Raw genomic sequence first — 18911 nt, 5'->3', positions numbered from 1 at the left:
TGTGCACTGCAACCAAAGCTTGTGAAGTCCGTCACGGCCCCAAGTGCTAGGGGGCTACCCCCTCGAATGAGTAGTCGTTTGTAAACAGTGGGAACCCTTACGTAAATTTGCACCTGGCTGACACACTTTCACCAATCCGGTGCAGGCAATTCCCAGGTTCGGGGTCCGTTTCATACAACGCTCAGGCGAGCCACCTTCTGGAGCCCCTCCACCTGCTTGCCCTTGCGGGCGCGTTTGCCGGCATGGGCAGCCAGTGACTGGTTCTTCAACACCTCCTCACGCGGCTTGCCACCTCGGCCACTGCCTTCGACACGCAGTTGCTGCGTGAAGCACGCCAGGGAGATGACGGTGTCCTTGCCTTCCAGGTCGATGAGCATCAGGCCCTTGCCGCCCTTGGGCTGGTGCTTGAGTTCATCGAGCGGGAAGGTCAACAGCCGGCCCTGGGCGCTCAACACGCCCAGTTGCAGGGCGACCGCCTCGTTCGGCACCATGGCCAGCAGCGGCGCTTCGCCATCGTCGAGTGCCAGGAAGGTCTTGCCCGCCTTCTGGCGGCCGACCAGGTCGCCAAGCTGGGCGATCAGGCCGTAGCCCGTCGAACCGGCGAAAACGAGGCGCTGCGTCGCGGCGCCGGCCACGTAGTGCGCGATCTGCGTGCCACTTTCCAGCTCGATCATGGTCGTGATGGGCTGGCCGTCGCCGCGTCCACCGGGCAACGTCGACACCGGCACGGAATAGACCCGGCCATTGCTGCCGACGACGATGAGGGGATCGACGCTGCGGCAGCGGAAATGCCCCCACAGCGCGTCGCCGGCCTTGAAGGTCTGCACGGCGGCGTCGATCTCGTGGCCCTTGAGCGCCCTCACCCAGCCCTTCTGGCTGACGATGACGGTGACCGGCTCGTCGATGACCTTGACCTCGGCGGTGACGCGCTTCTCGGCCTGGATCAGCGTGCGGCGGTCGTCGCCGTATTGCTTGGCGTCGGCCTCGATCTCCTTGATGACGGTGCGGCGCAACGCGGCGGCCGAGCCGAGGATGTCTTCCAGCTTGGCGCGCTCGTCGCGCAGCTTGGACAGCTCTTGCTCGATCTTGATCGCCTCCAGCCGCGCCAGCTGGCGCAGACGGATTTCGAGGATGTCTTCGGCCTGGCGGTCGCTGAGCTTGAAGTGCGCGATCAGCGCGGCCTTCGGCTCGTCCGACTCGCGGATGATGCGGATCACCTCGTCGATGTTCAGCAGCACCAGCTGCCGGCCCTCCAGCACGTGGATGCGGTCGTTGACGTGCGCCAGACGATGCTCGGTGCGACGGCGCACCGTCGTCTGGCGGAAGCCCACCCACTCGACCAGCACGTCGCGCAGGCTCTTCTGCGTCGGCCGGCCATCGGCGCCGATCATCGTCATGTTGACGGGCGCGCTGCTCTCCAGGCTGGTGTGGGCCAGCAGCGTGTTGACGAGGTCCTGCTGCTCCACCGTGCGGCTCTTGGGCTCGAAGACGATGCGCACGGCGGCGTCCTTGCTGCTCTCGTCCCGCACGCCGTCCAGCACCGCCAGCAGGCCGGCCTTGAGCTGCAACTGCTCAGCGCTCAGTGTCTTCTTGCCGGCCTTGACCTTGGGGTTGGACAGCTCCTCGATCTCTTCCAGCACCTTCTGCGCGCTGGTGCCGTGCGGCAGCTCGGTGACGACGAGTTGCCACTGGCCGCGGGCCAGGTCCTCGATCTTCCAGCGCGCCCGCAACTTGAGGCTGCCGCGGCCCGAGATGTAGGCGGCACGGATTTCCTCCGATGCGCTGATCAGCTGGCCGCCGCCGGGGAAGTCCGGGCCGGGGATCAGGTCGAACAGCGCGTCGTCGCCGAGCTTCTCGTCCTTCAGCAGCGCGACGGCCGCAGCGGCGACCTCACGCAGGTTGTGGCTGGGGATCTCCGTCGCCAGGCCCACGGCAATGCCGCTGGCGCCATTCAGCAGCACGAAGGGCAAGCGCGCGGGCAGCTCGACCGGCTCCTGCGTCGTGCCGTCGTAGTTGGGGCGAAAGTCCACCGTGCCTTCGTCAATCTCGTCCAGCACGAGGCGGGCAATCGGCGCCAGGCGCGCTTCGGTGTAGCGCATCGCCGCCGCGCCGTCACCGTCGCGGCTGCCGAAGTTGCCGTGGCCATCGATCAGCGGGTAGCGCAGCGAGAAGTCCTGCGCCATGCGCACCAGCGCGTCGTAGACGGATTGGTCGCCGTGCGGGTGGAAGCTGCCCAGCACGTCGCCGACGACCTTGGCGCCCTTGACGGGCTTGGCACCAGAGCTGCCGCTCCAGCCCAGACCCAGGCGATGCATGGAGTACAAGATGCGCCGCTGCACGGGCTTCTGACCGTCGGAGTAGGACGGCAGCGCGCGGCCCTTGACGACGCTGAGCGCGTATTCGAGATAGGCCTGCTGGGCGTAGGCGCCCAGCGTCAGCGCGTTGTCGTCGCCGCCGTCGGCAGGCGGGTTGAAGTCGATGGTGGTCTGGGAACTCATGGGTGCAAAGTCAAGCGCTGCGCGCGGGCCGGCTGGCTCTGCTGCAGCAAGGCCCAGTACAACTCGAGGACGAGATGCACATGGGCCTGGGTTTCGTCGATGTCGGGCACGCGGTTGCCGGCGCGGCGCACCGTGCCCTCGCCGGCGTTCCAGGCGGCCAGCGCCACGTCGATGGATCGGAAGCGGCGCAGCAGGTCGGCCAGCATGCGCGCGCCGGTGTGGATGTTGATGCGCGGCTCGATGAGCCGCGCGGCGTCGGCCGGCGTCGCATAGCGGCTGGCCGTTTCAGGCGTGATCTGCATCAGCCCGGTGGCACCACGGGGCGAGACGGCATTGCGCTGGTAGCCGGACTCGACGGCGATGATGGCTTTCAGCAGTTCGGCGTCGACGCCGTGTTTCTCGGCGGCCTCGCGCACCCAGGGCTGCACGGCCTTGACCTCGGGCGCAATCTCCAACCAGTTCAGCAGCGCCAGACCGGCATCGGTCTTGCCGGGCACGCGCTGCATGCTGACGCTGCCCAGCACGGGCTGGTATCGCCCGTCGAGCTGGCGATGCGCGAAGTGAGCCATGCCGGCGGCGTCGACATAGCCCCACAGTTCCGCCCGCGCGGGCAGCGCCAGAACCAACAGCAGGAGCAGCCACAGTTTCATGCGGCCTCCAGCCCGAGCGCCACGCGCGCCTGGTACTCGCGGTCCAGCAGAGACATGACGACCAGCGAGTCGTAGCCATCTGCGCCATCGCTCGTCACGCGCACGCTCTCGCGCAGCCGACCTTCCTCGACAAAGCCTTCGCTTTGGTAGAGCGACAAGGCACGGGTGTTCAACGCCTTCACGTCCAGCCAGAAGCGGTGTGCCTTCAACTGCTTGAAAGCCATGGTCTTGAGCTGCCGCACCGCCACCCGGCCCAGGCCACGTCCCTTGGCCTGCAGCACGAGGCGCTTCAGCTCGACCGAGCCGTTCGGGTTGCGGCAGCCCTGCAGGATGACGAAGCCGCTGCGCTCCAGCGCGTCGCCTTCTTCGAGAATGAAGTGGCGCGAGTCCGGGAAGCGGATGGCGCCTTCATGCTGCGTCCGCTCCCAGGGCGTGATGAAGGGCAGGTTCGCCCCGTCGCGCTCGACCGAGACCACCCAGTCGAGGTCGGACAGCATGGTGGGGCGCAGGCGCAGGGAGGTCATGCGAGAAACGGGTTCACGACACGCAAGGCGTCGTCGTACAGGCGGCCATGCTGCATGTCCTCCGAGAACAGAGACTGCGCCTCGACCCGCTGCGCGGCAGCGACGATCAGCGCGTCGTACCAGGAGAGTTGATGCAAGCGAGCCAGCAGCAGGCCCTCTTGATGCATCAACAGGTCCAGCGGCACGACATCGCAATAGGCCTGCACCAGCGCCAGCACGGTCTCGACATCTGGCCAATCGAAGCGGAACTTCTTGCGCAGCACCGACACCAATTCGTTGAGCACCTGCACGCTGACATGGCCGCCCTCTCGCAACAGCGCACCTGCGCGCGCGGCCTTCTCGGCATCCGGCGAGACGAGGTAGACCAGCACGTTGGTGTCGAAGAACACCGGCGGCACGAGGGCGGGTTTCAACGCTCGTTGGCCTCGTCGCGGTTGAACTTGAAATCCGCCGGCAGCCGGCCACGCAGCGCACGCAGCCGCTCCCACAGCTCCTCGGTGCCCGGCGCGCGCTCCACCCGCAGCACGCCGTCGCTGCTGCTCTCGATGTGCACCTCGTCGCCTTCCCGCAATTGCAGCGCCTCCACCACCGAAGCCGGCAATCTGACGGCCAGGCTGTTACCCCACTTCGCGACCTTCATGACGGCTCCTTGATATACGTTTTAAAAATTGTATATCCAGACGCTCAAATATCGATTTCAACCGAGTCGCCGTGCAACTCCATCAGCTCCCGGCGCGAGGCCGCCTCGCCCTTGCCCATCAGCTTGTTGAACGACTCCACCGTCGAGGCAAAGTCGAGCAGGCCGTATTCGACGCGGGACAGGCGCCGCGTCTCCGGGTTCAGCGTCGTGTCCCACAACTGCTCGGCGTTCATCTCGCCCAGGCCCTTGAAGCGGCTGATGCTCCACGAGCCTTCCCGCGCGCCTTCCTTGCGCAGCTTGTCCAGCGTCGCGGTCAGCTCGCCGTCGTCCAGCGCGTAGAGCTTGGCCGCCGGCTTCTTGCCGCGTGCCGGGGCATCGACGCGGTACAGCGGCGGCCGGGCGACGAAAACGTGGCCGGTCTCGACCAGCTTGGGGAAGTGGCGGAAAAACAGCGTCAGAAGCAGCACCTGGATGTGCGAGCCGTCCACGTCGGCGTCAGACAGGATGCAGACCTTGCCGTAGCGCAGGCCGCCCAGGTCGGGCGTGTCATTGGGCCCGTGCGGGTCCACGCCCAGCGCGACCGAGATGTCGTGGATCTCGTTGTTCTTGAACAGCAGGTCGCGTTCGACCTCCCAGGAATTCAACACCTTGCCGCGCAGCGGCAGGATGGCCTGGGTCTCCTTGTCGCGGCCCATCTTGGCGCTGCCACCGGCCGAGTCGCCCTCGACGAGGAAGACCTCGTTGTGCAGCAGGTCGCGGCTTTCGCAGTCGGTCAGCTTGCCGGGCAGCACGGCCACGCCGGAGCCCTTTCGCTTTTCAACTTTCTGACTGGCGCGTTGCCGAGTTTGTGCCTGCTTGATGACCAGCTCGGCCAGCTTCTTGCCGTGGTCGACATGGTGGTTGAGCCACAGCTCGAAGGCCGGCTTCACATAGGCCGTCACCAGCCGCAGCGCGTCACGCGAGTTCAGGCGCTCCTTGGTCTGGCCCTGGAACTGCGGGTCCAGCACCTTGGCGGACAACACGAAGCTGGCGCGCGAGAACACATCGTCCGGCATCAGCTTGACCCCCTTGGGCAGCAGCGAGTGCATCTCGATGAAGCCCTTGACCGCGCCGAACAGGCCGTCCTTCAGCCCCGATTCATGCGTACCGCCGGCCACCGTCGGGATCAGGTTCACATAGCTCTCGCGCAGCGGCGCGCCATCTTCGGTGAAGGCCACGCACCACGCGGCGCCCTCGCCTTCGGCGAAGTTCTCGCTCTCGCCGGCGGTGGCAAAGCCTTCGCCCTCGAACAGCGGGATCAGCGGGTCGCTGTTGAGCGACTGCGCCAGATAGTCGCGCAGGCCGGCCTTGTAGAGCCAGGTGGTCGTCTCGCCCGTCTTCTCTACCTTCAGCGTGACCGTCACGCCCGGCATCAGCACGGCCTTGGAGCGCAGCAGATGCACCAGCTCATGCTTGGGCAACTCGGCGCTCTCGAAATACTTGGCCTCGGGCCAGACACGCACCGTCGTGCCCTGCTTGCGGTCACCACTGGCAGCGGGTCGCGAAGCGACCTGCTGCACCACGTCGCCATGCTCGAAGGCGATGCCGGCCACCTGCTTGTCGCGCCAGACGGCCACTTCCAGCCGCTTGGCCAGCGCGTTCGTCACCGACACGCCCACGCCGTGCAGGCCGCCCGAGAAGCTGTAGGCCCCGCCCGAGCCCTTGTCGAACTTGCCGCCGGCATGCAGCCGCGTGAAGACGATCTCGACAACCGGCACGCCTTCCTCCGGATGCAGGCCGAAGGGGATGCCGCGGCCGTCATCGGCCACGGATACGGAGCCATCGGCATGCAGCACCACGTCGATGCGCTTGCCGAAACCGCCCAGCGCCTCGTCGGCGGCGTTGTCGATGACCTCCTGGATGCAGTGCAGCGGGTTCTCGGTGCGGGTGTACATGCCCGGCCGTTGCTTGACGGGCTCCAGGCCCTTCAGAACGCGGATGGAGGCTTCGCCGTATTCGGCAGATTTGGCGGCAAGAGTAGTGGAGGGACGGCTGGACATAGGGGCGGGATTCTAAGAAGTAGGATTCGCGGCCCTCGAAGATGAGTCCCGCCGCTTGAGATTTCTGATCGCTTCGGTGCTGCTGACCTGTAGTTTTTCACAGGCCCAGACACCCCCACCTCAGCAACAGCCCTACCAGGCCAGCGCGCCGCTGTCCTGGGAGCTGAAGAACGCCCGCTGGTTCGACGGCCGGGCCATCCAGCGCGGCAACCTCTACGTCGAGAACGGCGTGTTCGTCGCGAAGAAGCCGCCCAAGGTCAACCGCAAGATGGACATGCGCGGCCAGGTTTTGATCAACCCGCTGGCCGAGGCGCACAACCACAACCTGCAGACCGCCTGGGGCTGGGGGCGTTTCGCCGACCAGTACATCGACGAAGGCGTGTTCTACGCCGCCATGCTGTGTGGCGACCCGGCCAGCGTCGCTGACGTCAAGCCGCTGGCCGCCAGCCCGGCCGCCCCAGACGTCAGCTTCGTCACCGCCTGCATCACCGCCAGCGACGGCTACCCGCTGGCCGCCGTGCTGCCCGAACCCACGCCACAAGCGGCAGCCGCGCAACAACAGATCGTCCTCGTCGACAGCCCAGAGCAGGCCGCCCGCCAATGGCCGGCCATCAAAGCCCGTGGTGGCACTTGGCTGCGTGTCGTGCTGGCGCACAGCGAGCGGCCGGAACTCCGCCAGCGCGCCGAGCATTTCGGCCGCCTGGGCCTCAGCCCTGACACGGCCGCCGCGCTGACCCGCCTGGCCCATGCCGACGGCCTGCGCGTCGTCGCCCATGTCGAGACGGCCGCGGACTTCGACGCCGCGCTGGCCGCCGGTGTCGACGCCATCGCCCACCTGCCCGGCTACGCCAACACGCTGGACGCGCCACCGGAGCGCTTCGCCATCAGCGAGGCCGCAGCCGCCCAGGCCGCCCGCCAGCGCACCGCTGTCATCACGACCACGGCCGCCACCGCCCTGTTCAAGCTGGACGACACGGCCCTGGCGGCGCTGCGGGACGTGCAGCGCGCCAACCTCGCCCGGCTGCAGGCGGCCGGCGTGCCGCTGCTCGTCGGCTCCGACGTCTTCATCGGCACCGCCCGCACCGAGTTGCACGCGCTGGCCGCCCTCGGCGTCGACCACGCCACGCTGTTGCGCCTGGCCACCATCGACACGCCGCGCGCCCTCTTCCCCGACCGCAAGCTCGGCTGTTTCCAGCCCGGCTGCGAGGCCAGCTTCCTGGTGTTGGGCGGCGACCCCATCGCCGACCTGGGTCAGGTCGACATGCCCATGCTGCGCGTCAAGCAGGGCCGGCTGCTGACCCGCCTGGCGGATGTCGCGGCGTCCAGCTCGCAAGCCAGCGCCTCGACGGCCGACCCGCCGAAGAAGGCGGCCGCCAAAAAGAAGAAGACCGGCAAGGCCAAGGCGCCCGCCAAAAAGCAGACCAAGGCGCAAACCAAGACGACCCGCAAGGCCAAACCGCGCTGATTAAAGTCCGCCGATGAACACCCGCCGCCCCGCCGCTCCCGGCCTGTCCGTCCAGCAGGTGCTGCTGTGCGGCGCGCTCATCGTGACGCTGTCGATGGGCATACGCCACGGCTTCGGCTTCTGGCTGCAACCCATCATCACGGAACGGGGCTGGACGCGCGAGACCTTCTCCTTCGCGCTGGCCATCCAGAACCTGGCCTGGGGTGTCGCCGGCCCGATTGCCGGCATGCTGGCCGACCGCTTCGGCGCGTGGAAGGTGCTCATCGGTGGCGGCCTGGCCTATGCACTGGGCCTGGTGTTGATGGCGGTCACCAGCCACCCGCTGACCTTCACGCTCGGCGCCGGCGTGCTGATCGGCGTCGCGCAGTCCGGCTCCACCTATGCCGTCATCTACGGCGTGCTGGGCCGCACCGTGTCGCCTGAGAAGCGCTCCTGGGCCTTTGGCGTCGCGGCGGCGGCGGGCTCCTTCGGCCAGTTCGTCATGATCCCCATCGAGACCTGGCTGATCAGCCACGTCGGCTGGCAGGGTGCGCTCTATCTGCTGGCCGGTGCCGCGCTGATGATCGTGCCGCTGTCCCTGGGCGTGCGCGAGCGCAACGTGGCTGCGTTCAGCGGCGCCCACCAGAGCATCGGCCAGGCCCTGCGCGAGGCCTTCGGCTACCGCAGCTTCCAGTTGCTGATGCTGGGTTATTTCGTCTGCGGCTTCCAGGTCGTCTTCATCGGCGTGCACCTGCCCAGCTATCTGAAGGACAACGGCCTTGGCATCGAGGTCTCTACCGGCGCGCTGATGCTGATCGGCCTGTTCAACATCTTCGGCACCTATGCCGCCGGCTCGCTGGGTCAGCGCCTTCCCAAACACTTGCTGCTATCGGGCATTTACGGCCTGCGCGCGGTGGCCATCACCATCTTCATCACCATGCCGCTGACGCCGATCAGCGTCTACGTCTTCGCGGCCGTCATCGGCTTCCTGTGGCTGTCCACCGTGCCGCCGACCAACGCCGTCGTCGCGCAGATCTTCGGCGCCCAGCACCTGTCCATGCTGGGCGGCTTCGTCTTCCTGAGCCACCAGGTCGGCAGCTTCCTGGGCGTCTGGCTGGGCGGCAAGCTCTATGACGCCACTGGCAGCTACGACGTCGTCTGGTGGCTGTCCATCGCGCTGGGCGTCATGGCCATGCTGGCCAACCTGCCGGTGAAAGAAACGGCCATTGCCCGGCCCCAACCGGCATGAAGCCAAGTCGCTGGATCTGGCCTGCGCTGGCCGTCGCCGCACTTTCGGCGACCGTGGTCGCCTACCGTCACCCGGCCGTCATGATCCAGCTCAGCGAGCAGATCTGGTCCTGCTTCGGATGACGCCCTCAACCTGGCTGCAGCGCTTCGCCCCCACGACACCCGGCACGGCGCTGGACGTGGCCTGCGGCTCCGGCCGTAACCTGCGCTGGCTATCGCAGAGTGGCTGGCAGGTCACCGGCATCGACCGAGACACGGCCGCCACGTCGCCTCTGCAAAGCCTGGCAACGATCGTCGATGCCGACATCGAGACCGGCCCTTGGCCTTTGCCGCAGCAACAGTTCGACCTCGTCGTCGTCTGCAACTACCTCTGGCGCCCGCTGTTCGACACCATCAAGTCCGCCGTCAAGCCGGGCGGCTGGCTGATCTGGGAAACCTTTGCCGACGGCCAGCAGACCATCGGACGCCCTTCGCGCCCCGACTTCCTGCTGCAACGCGGCGAGTTGCTGCGCGTCTGCGCGGGCTGGCAAATCGTGGCCTACGAAGACCTGTTCGAAGGCGGAGTCAACCCGCGCTTCGTCCAGCGCGTTGCCGCCAGCCGGCCAGCCTAAAATCGCTCGATTCCTTCAAGCATTCCCACCATGAAGCCCATCCTCGGCAGCATCGTCGCCCTCGTCACGCCCATGAACGAGGACGGCAGCATCGACTACCCGGCCCTGCGCCGCCTGATCGACTGGCATGTCGAGGAAGGCACGGCCTGCGTCGGCGTCGTCGGCACGACCGGCGAGTCGCCCACGGTCAGCATGGAAGAGAACCGCGAAATCATCCGCGTCGCGGTCGAGCACGCCAAGGGTCGCGTGCCCATCCTGGCCGGCACCGGCGCCAACTCCACCGCCGAGGCCATCGAGCTGAGCCGCTACGCCAAGGAAGTCGGCGCGGACTGCACGCTCTCCGTCGTGCCCTACTACAACAAGCCGTCGCAGGAAGGCATCTACCAGCACTTCAAGGCCATCGCCGAGGCCGTGGACATCCCGATGATGCTCTACAACGTGCCCGGCCGGACGGTGGCGGACATGCTGCCCGAGACCGCCCTGCGCTGCGCCACGCTGCCCGGCGTCTTCGGCACCAAGGAAGCCACCGGCAACATCGAGCGCGCCGCCTTCCTCATCAAGCATGCGCCCGAAGGCTTCCACATCTACTCCGGCGACGACGGCACGGCCATCGCGCTGATGCTGCTAGGCGGCCACGGCAATGTCAGCGTCACCGCCAACGTCGCGCCGCGCCAGATGGCTGAGCTGTGCCGTCTCGCCATCGCCGGCAACGCCGTCGATGCCCGCAAGATTCACTTGCAGCTGCTGGGCCTGCACAAGCAGCTGTTCTGCGAACCCAGCCCCGGCCCGGCCAAGTGGGCCTTGTCCCGCCTGGGCCGCTGCGGCGCCGCACTGCGCCTGCCCATCACGCCGCTGACGGCCGCCGGCCAGGCCAGCGTCGGTCAAGCCATGAACGAGGCTGGACTGCTCTGAGCCTCTGGTCTAATGCGCGGCTGCCTGCCGCAAGCGGGCAAACAGTTCCCTCGGAGATCTCCAGCGTGACGTCCCTTTTCTCGCATCGCCCCACGGCGACCCGCCTGGCCTGCACGGCCTTTGTCCTGTCCCTCGCTGGCTGCGGCACCCTCGACAGCATGTTCTCGGCGGACAAGGTCGACTACAAGACGCAGTCGCGCCAGACCACGGGCCTGGACGTTCCGCCCGACCTGACCCAGCTCGCCAAGGACAACCGCGCCCAGGTGCAGGGCGGCGCCATCACCGCCTCGGCGCTCTCGGCAAACCGGCCTGCCGCCGTCGCGACATCCACGATGGCCGCCAACAGCGTCGCGCCGAACTCGGCCGGCGACATCCGGCTGGAGCGCAGCGGCAACGAACGCTGGTTGCGCACCTCGTTGACGCCGGAGCAGATCTGGCCCCAGCTGCGCACCTTCTGGCAGGACCGTGGCCTCACGCTGACCAAGGACCAGCCCGAGGTCGGCATCATGGAGACCAACTGGGCCGAGAACCGCGCCAAGCTGCCCCAAGACATCATTCGCTCCACCATCGGCAAGGTCTTCGACGGTCTGTACTCGACCGGCGAACGCGACATGTACCGCACGCGCCTGGAGCGCAGCACCGCCAGCGGCGGTGGCACCGACATCTTCATCAGCCACCGCGGCATGCAAGAGGTCTACACCACCGGCAGCCGTGACTCGACCGCCTGGCAGCCCCGCGCCAGCGACCCGTCGCTCGAAGCCGAGATGCTGTCGCGCCTGATGCTGCAACTCGGCGGCAAGGAAACGGCAGCCAATGCCATCGTCGCCGAGGCGCCCAAGGCACCAGAAGCGCGGCCGGCGCCGTCGGCCGTCGGTGCGGACGCGGCCCGCCCGCGCCGTCCGCTGTCCGAAGTGCCAGACAGCCTCATCGTCAACGACGCCTTCGACCGCGCCTGGCGCCGCGTCGGCCTGTCGCTGGACCGCCATGGCTTCACCATTGAAGACCGCGACCGCGCCGCCGGCCTGTTCTACCTGCGCTATGCCGACCCCGAAAAGGCCGGCCAGGAAGAGCCCAACTTCTTCCAGCGCCTGTTCGGCGCCAAGGGCTCCACGCCGGTGCGCTACCGCGTGTCCGTCAAGGCCGAAGACACCAAGAGCACGGTGCGCGTGCTGGACGACCGCGGCCAGGCCATCACCGACGACAACGCCAAGCGCATCCTCGGCCTGCTGATGGACGACCTCAAGTAAGGTCTCCTGACGGCGCACCGTGCGCTTTCGCAACCTGGGCAGTGGCAGCGGCGGCAACGCCACGCTCGTCGAGGCTAGCCAGGGCATCACGACCACCCGCGTCCTCATCGACGCGGGCTTCAGCGAACGCGAGCTGACCCGGCGGCTCGGCATCGCCGGCTGCACGCCGGCCGATGTCGACGCCATCTTCATCACGCACGAACATGGCGACCATGTCGGCCGCTCGGTCAGCTTTGCCCGCCGCCATCGCATCCCGCTCATCACGAGCCGCGGCACCTGGCGCGCCATCGGCTGCGAGGACTTCGACGCCAGCCTGCTCTGCCTGGCCCGCAGCGGCGAGGCCATCGCTCTCGGCGACCTGGAACTGCGGCCGTTTGCCGTGCCGCATGACGCCAACGAACCGCTGCAGCTGGTCCTGAACGATGGCGCCGTGCGCTTGGGCATCGTCACGGACCTGGGCAGCGCACCTGCCGCCGTGGCCGAGGCGCTGCGCGGCTGCCAGGCCCTGCTGCTGGAATGCAATCACGACGAGGCCATGCTGCGGTCCGGCCCCTACCCGCCGTCATTGCAACGGCGCATCCTGGGCACACATGGCCATCTGTCCAATGAGGCCGCTGCGGACCTGCTGTCGCGCTGTCGGCATACCGGCCTGGGCAGCGTCGTCGCCGCGCATCTCAGTGAGAAAAACAATTCGCCCGCCCTGGCACGCAAGGCATTGGCGCCGGTACTGAATTGCGCAGCAGACGATATTCGCGTCGCCGACCCGACCCTTGGCTTTGAGTGGCTCGCCGTCGCCTGAAAGCTCAGTGCGGAATCACCAGCCGGACAAACAAAAGAGCCGTCGCTGCTTGCGCAGCGACGGCTCCTTCATGGGGACGAAGCGATTACTTCGAAGCGGCGGACGCGGCAGCGTCGGCAACTGCGGAAGCAGCGTCGGCAACTGCGGAAGCAGCAGCCGAAGCAGCTTCAGGAGCCGGAGCCGGAGCAGCAACTTCAGGGGCGGGAGCCGGAGCAGCTTCTTCCTTCTTGCTGCAAGCGGTCAGAGCGGCAGCAGCCAGCAGGGAAGCCAACAGGATCGACTTGTTCATTACTTGTCCTCAAACGTTTAAACGACGGTGCACACCATAATTTTGGGATCGCGCGCCAGCGTTTCACCGCTGATACCGACCCCGACATTGCAAGACGCGGAAAACCTCGAGCGCTTCCCTCGCCTAGCCGGCAATTATAGGGCTTGTCATGTCACAAATACTCATAACCCCAACGTCGTCGGCGCGAATGCGTCGCTGGATCGTTGCGCCAGGGCGTCAAACCACTCCAGCCCGCGCAGGCGCGGCTCGGCATCCAGGCTGATTTCTCCTCGCCACAGGTGCCGATCAAAGAGTCGCAGGCTCAAACACACCTCTGCGCCGACGGCCAGCAACAGGCTCTCCGGCGCGCCTTCCAGTCTCACTTCGGGCTCGACCGCGCGCGCAGTCACGCAATGCGCATAGTCCCGCCGCCAGCGCACGAAGCGGGGGTGGCGGCGCGCCACGTCGTCGTACTGCAAGGCCAGCAGGTGTAGTTGGCGGCCGTGCCGGGCCCATGTGGTCAGTGCAGTCAGAGCGTTGGCATCGGACAGCGGCCAATCGGCGAAGCTGGCATCCCAGGCGTGCAGTTCACGGCAGCCCTGCGCGGCCACCCAGACCAGGCTCTCGGTGAGCAGGCGCTGGAACTCAACCCGGCCGGCAAAGCTCTGCGCATTCATGGCAGCAGCGGCTGCAGCCAACCGTCCTCGGTCCACTGATCGAGCAGTTCGCGCGCTCCCGCCGACAGCCGCGCCACGTCGGCGGCAGCGAGCAGGCGTTCGTCGGCCAGGCGGTGCATCAGCGCCGCATCGCGCCCGCCGGCGCGGAAGCTCTCGCCGTTCAGGAACACATGGGCAGCGTCGTAGAGCATGCGGCTGCGGCGGTCCAGCGCCACGCCCTGCCCTGGCGGCAGCGGCTCGCCGGGCTCGAACCAGACCTGCGGCTTGGGCTCGGTCAAGGCTTCGCCCAACGCACGCTCCAGGGCCTGCGGGCGTTGCATCGCGGCCTCGACGGCACGGCGTGCGAAGTCCAGCAGCGCCGGCGGCACGCGGGCCGGCTCGGTGACGGCCTCCTGGCGCGGGTCGGCGTAGAGCTTGCCGCCGTCCTCGGGCTCGTCGAACAGGCGAGGCAGCAGTTCGGCCGCCAGGCCATCGGCGGTGGATGCCCGAAAGCCCACCGAGCCGGTGATGCAGCCCGGACCGAAGGCGACGCCGTCATGGGCCCAGCCGGGCGGCAGGTAGAGCATGTCGCCGGGCTCCAGCACGAACTCCTCCTCCGGCTTGAAGTTGGCGATGACCTTGAGCGGCACGCCCTGCTGCAGCACGGCGTCGCGCTGCGCGCCGATGCGCCAGCGGCGGCGGCCGGCGAGCTGGATCAGGAAGACATCGTAGGAATCGAAATGCGGCCCCACGCCGCCGCCATCGCTGGCGACGGACAGCATCAGGTCGTCGAGCCGCGCGTCGGGCACGAAGCGGAACAGGTCCAGTAGCGCGCGGGCTTCGGCGAGGTGCTGGTCCAGCCCCTGCACCAGCAGCGTCCAGCCGGGCTTGCTCATCGGCGGCAGGCGGGCGATGGGGCCGTGCTTGAGCTTCCACTGGCCGTCGAAGGCCGTGACCAGCCGCGATTCGACATCGTCGCGCGCGGCCAGGGCGGCCAGTTCCTTCAGCGAAGCGGGCGGTGCTGCGCCGGCAAAGGCCTGGCGCACCAGCAACGGCTTTTTCTGCCAGTGCTTGCGCATGAACTGAGCCGGGCTCAGGCCGGCGAGCATGGGGGTCGGGAGGGCAGTCTGCATGCGGGCATTGTGCCGATGCCAAAATGCGTCCATGCAAGCCACCCGACCCTGTGTCGTCTCCCTGCGCTGGAGACTCGAAGATGCCCAGGGCCAGCTCATCGACGAGCTGGCCGAATCCATGGAGTTCCTGCTCGGCGGCGACGACTTGTTCGCCAAGGTCGAGGCCGCGCTGGAGGGCCAGGAGGTCGGTTTCGAGACCGCCCTGGCGCTGCAGCCGGAAGAAGCCTTTGGCGACTACGACTCCAACCTCGTCTGCTTCGAGGCGCGCAGCCTGTTCCCCGAGGATGTGGCGCCCGGCATGCAGTTCGAAGGTCTGCCCGAAGGCGCAGCGACCGAAGGCATGCCCGAGGCGGTCTACACGGTCACCGAGGTCTATCCGCAGCACGTGGTGCTGGACGGCAACCATCCGCTGGCCGGCATCGGCCTGCGCATGCACGTGACGCTGCTGGACGTGCGCGCGGCGACGGAAACGGAGATCGAGGCCGGCTCGGTCGGTGAGCCGATCTTCATGGTGCAGACAAGCGCGCCGCCGGACGAACCCATCCACTGAGCACAAGGCGCCTCACGGCGCCTTTTTTATGCCTTGCCGGTGGAACCGAAGCCACCTGCGCCGCGCTCGGACGCATCGAAGCTGTCCACCCGCCGGAACTGCGCTTGCACGACCGGCACGATGACCAGCTGGGCGATGCGCTCGAAGGGCTGGATGACGAACTCGGTCTGGCCGCGGTTCCAGCAGCTGACCATCAGCTGGCCCTGGTAATCGCTGTCGATCAGTCCGACCAGGTTGCCCAGCACGATGCCGTGTTTGTGGCCCAGGCCGGAGCGCGGCAGGATGATGGCGGCCAGACCGGGGTCGGCAATGTGGATGGCCAGGCCGGTGGGGATCAGCGCCGTCTGGCCCGGGGCCAGCGTGATGGCGGCATCCAGGCAGGCGCGTAGGTCGAGGCCGGCGCTGCCAGGCGTGGCGTAGGCGGGGATCTGCTCGGCCATGCGGGCGTCGAGCACTTGCAGGTCAATCTGGGTCATCAGAGTCGTTTAGCAATGTCGTTGATCAGCTCGCGCGCCAGCGTCAGCTTGTCGGCACGCGCCAGTTCGCGCTGACCGGCGGCGTCGATCAGCAGCAGCGCGTTGTCGTCGCGGCCGAAGGTCGCGGGGCCGAGATTGGCGACGATCAGCGGCAGCTTCTTGCGCAGGCGCTTGGCCTCGGCGTGTTCGGCGAGCTTCTCGCTCTCGGCCGCGAAGCCGACGCAGAACGGCGGGCGGGCCAGCGCGGCCACTGTGGCCAGGATGTCGGGGTTCTCGACCATCGCGATGGTCGGCGCGGCCGACTCGCCCTCGACCTTCTTGAGCTTCTGGTCATGGGCCGTCGCTGGGCGCCAGTCGGCCACGGCGGCGGTGGCGATGAAGACCTGGTGCTGGGGCGCCAGCGGCAGCACGGCCCTGAACATCTGCTGCGCGCTCTGCACGTCGATGCGCTGCACGCCGCGCGGCGTGCGCAGTTGCACGGGGCCGGCCACCAGCGTCACCTCGGCGCCCGCCTCGGCGGCGGCACGGGCGATGGCGAAACCCATCTTGCCGCTGCTGTGGTTGGTGATGCCACGCACCGGGTCGATGGGCTCGAAGGTGGGGCCGGCGGTGATGAGCAGCTTCTTGCCGCGCAGTGGTTTGGGCGCGAGCAAGGCCTCGACGTCGTCGAAGATCTCCTGCGCCTCCAGCATGCGGCCATCGCCGATTTCGCCGCAGGCCTGGTCACCGCTGGCGGGGCCGATTAGCGTGGCGCCGTCCGCCGTGAGTTGCGCAACGTTGCGCTGCATGGCCGGGTGGGCCCACATCTCGCGGTTCATCGCCGGCACGACGAGCAGCGGGCACTCGTGGATGCGGCGGGCCAGTGCGGTCAGGCTGATGAGGTCATCCGCCCTGCCCTGCGCCAAAGCCGCGATGGCATCAGCGCTGGCGGGCGCCACCAGCATCACATCGGCCTCACGGCTGAGGTTGATGTGGGCCATGTTGTTGTCGGGCCGCGCGTCCCACTGGCTGGTGTAGACCGGGCGGCCAGACAAGGCCTGCATCGTCACTGCGGTGATGAACTGCTCGGCGCCCTCGGTCATCATGACCTGCACCGTCGCGCCGCCCTTCACGAACAGCCGCGTCAGCTCGGCGATCTTGTAGCCGGCGATGCCGCCGGTCATGGCGAGGAGGATGTGCTTGCCGTGCAGAGGACTTGTCATCAACGCTTCCTGAACACCAGATCCCAGACGCCGTGGCCCAGCTTGATGCCGCGATTCTCGAACTTGGTCAGCGGGCGGTAGGCCGGCTTGTCGGCATAGCCGGCCGCAGTGTTCAGCAGGGCGGGCTCGGCGGACAGCACTTCGAGCATCTGCTCGGCATAGGGCTGCCAGTCGGTCGCGCAGTGCAGGTAGCCGCCGGGCGCGATGTGCTGCACCAGCCTGGCAACGAACTCGGGCTGGATCAGGCGGCGCTTGTGGTGGCGCTTCTTGTGCCAGGGGTCAGGGAAGAAGATATGCACGCCGGCCAGCAGGTCGGGGCCGATCATGTCGCGCAGCACCTCGACCGCGTCGTGCTGGACGATGCGGATGTTGCTCAGCTGCTTCTCATCGATGAGCTTGAGCAGCGCGCCGACGCCGGGTTCGTGGACCTCGCAGCCGATGAAGTCGTAGTCGGGCAGCGTCTGGGCAATCTCGGCCGTGGCGCCGCCCATGCCGAAGCCGATCTCCAGCACCAGCGGTGCCCGGCGGCCGAAGACCTGTTCGGTGTTCAAACGCTCAGCCTTGTACGACAGCACGAACTTCGGGCCCAACTCGGCCAGGGCCTTGATCTGGCCCGTGCCCATGCGGCCGGCTCGGGTGACGAAGCTCTTGATCGCGCGGCGGGGCGGCTCTTGGGGTGGGTTGTTGTTCTGCTCGTCCATCACCCGATTGTCGCCATGACGAGCGGCGTGGCGGCCACGTCGGCATCGCCCAGGGAGACGGCGGCCAGGTAGGACGCGATGGCACGGTCGGCAGCGGCGTCATCTGCCGCATGGATAAGCGCCAGCGGCTCGCCGGCGGCGACGCGGGTGCCGATGGCCTTCACCTCGGAGAAGCCAACGCGCATGTCGATGGCGTCACCGGCCTTGCGGCGGCCGCCGCCCAGCTCCACGATGGCCACGCCCAGGTCACGCGTCGACATGGTGGTGACGACACCGGCGCGCGGCGCGGGCACGGGCTTCACGGCGGGAGCAGCGGCCAGGTAGGCCGAGGGGCGTTCCATCAGATCGGCCGGGCCGCCCAGCGCAACGACCATCTTCGCGAACTTCTCAGCGGCGGCGCCAGAGTCCAGCGCCGCCTGCAGCTTCACGCGGGCAGCGGCGGTGTCGGCAGCGAGGTTGCCCAGCACCAGCATCTCGGCGCACAGCGCCAGCGTCACCTCGTGCAGGCGCGGCTCGCGGTACTCGCCGGTCAGGTAGCGGATGGTCTCGATGACTTCCAGCGAGTTGCCGACATCGCTGCCGAGGATCTGGTTCATGTCGGTGATCAGCGCACGCGTCCTCAGGCCCGCGCCGCCGGCGACGGCAACGATGCTCTCCGCCAGTTCACGCGCGAACTCGGGCGTGGACGCGAACGCGCCGTTGCCGCACTTGATGTCCATGGCCAAGCCTTCCAGGCCCGCGGCGAGCTTCTTGGACAGGATGCTGGCGGTGATCAGCGGCACGCTCTCCACCGTCGCCGTTACGTCGCGCGTCGCGTAGAAGCGCTTGTCGGCGGGGGCCAGGTCGGCCGTCTGGCCGATGATGGCGCAGCCCAGCGAGCGCACGATCTGGTCGAAGCGCGCCGGGTCGGGCGTCGTCGTGTAGCCCGGGATGGCTTCGAGCTTGTCGACCGTGCCACCCGTGTGGCCCAGGCCACGGCCGGCAATCATCGGCACATAGCCGCCGCAGGCCGCAACCATGGGCGCGAGCATCAGGCTGACCTTGTCGCCCACGCCGCCGCTGCTGTGCTTGTCCAGCACCGGGCCGGGCATGTCGGGCCAGCGCATGACGCGGCCGGAGTTCATCATCGCGCGGGTCAGCAGCACGGCTTCGTCGCGGCCCATGCCGCGCAGGAAGACGGCCATGCCGAGGGCAGCGACCTGGCCTTCGCTCCAGGAGTTGTGCGTCAGGCCGTCGACGAAGTTCTGGATCTGCGCTTCGTTGAGCGCGTGGCCGTCGCGCTTGGCGCGGATGATTTCTTGAGCAAGCATGAG

At 67.8% G+C, this 18911-nt stretch carries 21 protein-coding genes; 8 read left to right on the top strand and 13 right to left on the bottom strand.

The features are described 5' to 3' along the window. Positions 1 to 170: 170 nt before the first annotated feature. Genes parC through ACG00Y_RS13970 form a run of 6 tightly spaced genes read right to left on the bottom strand, consistent with a single transcriptional unit; the run spans position 171 to position 6351 of the window. On the bottom strand, positions 171 to 2498 hold the full coding sequence (gene parC / locus ACG00Y_RS13995) for a DNA topoisomerase IV subunit A (RefSeq protein WP_394479781.1): 2328 nt from the start codon (positions 2496 to 2498) through the stop codon (positions 171 to 173). Beyond that, the gene (locus tag ACG00Y_RS13990; RefSeq protein ID WP_394479779.1) at positions 2495 to 3148 is read right to left on the bottom strand and encodes a lytic transglycosylase domain-containing protein; all 654 of its coding nucleotides are present in this window, start codon (positions 3146 to 3148) and stop codon (positions 2495 to 2497) included. The genes parC and ACG00Y_RS13990 overlap by 4 nt, the downstream gene beginning before the upstream one ends. Continuing rightward, positions 3145 to 3672, bottom strand: coding sequence for a GNAT family N-acetyltransferase (locus ACG00Y_RS13985; protein ID WP_394479777.1), 528 nt, complete (start codon positions 3670 to 3672; stop codon positions 3145 to 3147). Before ACG00Y_RS13985 ends, ACG00Y_RS13990 begins: the two co-directional genes overlap by 4 nt. After that, a complete protein-coding gene (locus ACG00Y_RS13980) occupies positions 3669 to 4085 on the bottom strand; it encodes a PIN domain-containing protein (protein WP_394479775.1) in 417 nt (138 codons plus the stop codon). Before ACG00Y_RS13980 ends, ACG00Y_RS13985 begins: the two co-directional genes overlap by 4 nt. Further along, positions 4082 to 4312: an AbrB/MazE/SpoVT family DNA-binding domain-containing protein gene (locus ACG00Y_RS13975; protein WP_394479773.1), complete on the bottom strand. Its 231-nt coding sequence runs from the start codon at positions 4310 to 4312 to the stop codon at positions 4082 to 4084. Before ACG00Y_RS13975 ends, ACG00Y_RS13980 begins: the two co-directional genes overlap by 4 nt. A gap of 44 nt (positions 4313 to 4356) precedes the next feature. Beyond that, positions 4357 to 6351 carry a DNA topoisomerase IV subunit B gene (locus ACG00Y_RS13970; protein WP_394479771.1) on the bottom strand — a complete coding sequence of 665 codons (1995 nt, stop codon included), beginning with the start codon at positions 6349 to 6351 and terminating at the stop codon, positions 4357 to 4359. Between the two features lie 55 nt (positions 6352 to 6406). Between ACG00Y_RS13970 and ACG00Y_RS13965 the strand changes: the two genes are divergently transcribed. The 7 genes from ACG00Y_RS13965 (at position 6407) to ACG00Y_RS13935 (ending at position 12612) form a co-directional block, all read left to right on the top strand. Next, the gene (locus ACG00Y_RS13965) at positions 6407 to 7816 is read left to right on the top strand and encodes an amidohydrolase family protein (RefSeq protein WP_394479768.1); all 1410 of its coding nucleotides are present in this window, start codon (positions 6407 to 6409) and stop codon (positions 7814 to 7816) included. 13 nt (positions 7817 to 7829) lie between these two features. Continuing rightward, positions 7830 to 9044, top strand: a complete 1215-nt coding sequence (locus ACG00Y_RS13960) for an MFS transporter (protein WP_394479766.1) — start codon at positions 7830 to 7832, stop codon at positions 9042 to 9044. Beyond that, the gene (locus ACG00Y_RS13955; protein WP_394479764.1) at positions 9041 to 9166 is read left to right on the top strand and encodes a hypothetical protein; all 126 of its coding nucleotides are present in this window, start codon (positions 9041 to 9043) and stop codon (positions 9164 to 9166) included. The genes ACG00Y_RS13960 and ACG00Y_RS13955 overlap by 4 nt, the downstream gene beginning before the upstream one ends. Beyond that, entirely contained in the window at positions 9163 to 9654 is a 492-nt protein-coding gene (locus ACG00Y_RS13950) for a class I SAM-dependent methyltransferase (RefSeq protein WP_394479762.1), read from the top strand. Before ACG00Y_RS13955 ends, ACG00Y_RS13950 begins: the two co-directional genes overlap by 4 nt. A gap of 30 nt (positions 9655 to 9684) precedes the next feature. Then, entirely contained in the window at positions 9685 to 10566 is an 882-nt protein-coding gene (gene dapA / locus ACG00Y_RS13945) for a 4-hydroxy-tetrahydrodipicolinate synthase (RefSeq protein WP_394479760.1), read from the top strand. Positions 10567 to 10631: 65 nt separating this feature from the next. Next, on the top strand, positions 10632 to 11813 hold the full coding sequence (gene bamC, locus ACG00Y_RS13940) for an outer membrane protein assembly factor BamC (protein WP_394479758.1): 1182 nt from the start codon (positions 10632 to 10634) through the stop codon (positions 11811 to 11813). A 19-nt stretch (positions 11814 to 11832) separates the two neighbouring features. Beyond that, positions 11833 to 12612: an MBL fold metallo-hydrolase gene (locus tag ACG00Y_RS13935; RefSeq protein ID WP_394479756.1), complete on the top strand. Its 780-nt coding sequence runs from the start codon at positions 11833 to 11835 to the stop codon at positions 12610 to 12612. Between the two features lie 85 nt (positions 12613 to 12697). Here the strand turns inward: ACG00Y_RS13935 and ACG00Y_RS13930 are convergent, their stop codons facing one another. The 3 genes from ACG00Y_RS13930 to ACG00Y_RS13920 all read right to left on the bottom strand — a co-directional run bounded on the left by ACG00Y_RS13930 (position 12698) and on the right by ACG00Y_RS13920 (position 14669). After that, complete coding sequence (locus ACG00Y_RS13930) at positions 12698 to 12901, bottom strand: hypothetical protein (protein ID WP_394479754.1); 204 nt, start codon at positions 12899 to 12901, stop codon at positions 12698 to 12700. Between the two features lie 161 nt (positions 12902 to 13062). Then, positions 13063 to 13557, bottom strand: coding sequence for a hypothetical protein (locus ACG00Y_RS13925; protein WP_394479752.1), 495 nt, complete (start codon positions 13555 to 13557; stop codon positions 13063 to 13065). Then, positions 13554 to 14669, bottom strand: coding sequence for a JmjC domain-containing protein (locus ACG00Y_RS13920; RefSeq protein ID WP_394479751.1), 1116 nt, complete (start codon positions 14667 to 14669; stop codon positions 13554 to 13556). Before ACG00Y_RS13920 ends, ACG00Y_RS13925 begins: the two co-directional genes overlap by 4 nt. 31 nt (positions 14670 to 14700) lie before the next feature. Here ACG00Y_RS13920 and ACG00Y_RS13915 point away from each other — a divergent pair, with 31 nt between their 5' ends. Next, a complete protein-coding gene (locus ACG00Y_RS13915; RefSeq protein ID WP_394479748.1) occupies positions 14701 to 15219 on the top strand; it encodes an FKBP-type peptidyl-prolyl cis-trans isomerase in 519 nt (172 codons plus the stop codon). A gap of 26 nt (positions 15220 to 15245) precedes the next feature. Here ACG00Y_RS13915 and dut read toward each other — a convergent pair whose 3' ends face one another. From dut to deoA, 4 genes are read right to left on the bottom strand one after another with little or no spacing between them, the layout of a single operon-like run. After that, positions 15246 to 15695 (bottom strand): dUTP diphosphatase, encoded by a 450-nt coding sequence (gene dut, locus ACG00Y_RS13910; RefSeq protein ID WP_394479746.1) that lies wholly within the window; start codon positions 15693 to 15695, stop codon positions 15246 to 15248. Beyond that, positions 15695 to 16897, bottom strand: coding sequence for a bifunctional phosphopantothenoylcysteine decarboxylase/phosphopantothenate--cysteine ligase CoaBC (gene coaBC / locus ACG00Y_RS13905; protein ID WP_394479744.1), 1203 nt, complete (start codon positions 16895 to 16897; stop codon positions 15695 to 15697). Before coaBC ends, dut begins: the two co-directional genes overlap by 1 nt. Continuing rightward, the gene (trmB, locus tag ACG00Y_RS13900; protein WP_394479742.1) at positions 16897 to 17598 is read right to left on the bottom strand and encodes a tRNA (guanosine(46)-N7)-methyltransferase TrmB; all 702 of its coding nucleotides are present in this window, start codon (positions 17596 to 17598) and stop codon (positions 16897 to 16899) included. Before trmB ends, coaBC begins: the two co-directional genes overlap by 1 nt. Then, positions 17598 to 18908 carry a thymidine phosphorylase gene (deoA, locus tag ACG00Y_RS13895; protein WP_394479740.1) on the bottom strand — a complete coding sequence of 437 codons (1311 nt, stop codon included), beginning with the start codon at positions 18906 to 18908 and terminating at the stop codon, positions 17598 to 17600. The genes trmB and deoA overlap by 1 nt, the downstream gene beginning before the upstream one ends. Between the last annotated feature and the right edge of the window lie 3 nt (positions 18909 to 18911).

The sequence above is a fragment of the Pelomonas parva genome (assembly GCF_043555835.1).
Taxonomy (GTDB): domain Bacteria; phylum Pseudomonadota; class Gammaproteobacteria; order Burkholderiales; family Burkholderiaceae_C; genus Pelomonas; species Pelomonas parva.
This window is presented reverse-complemented; position numbering and strand designations above follow the sequence as displayed.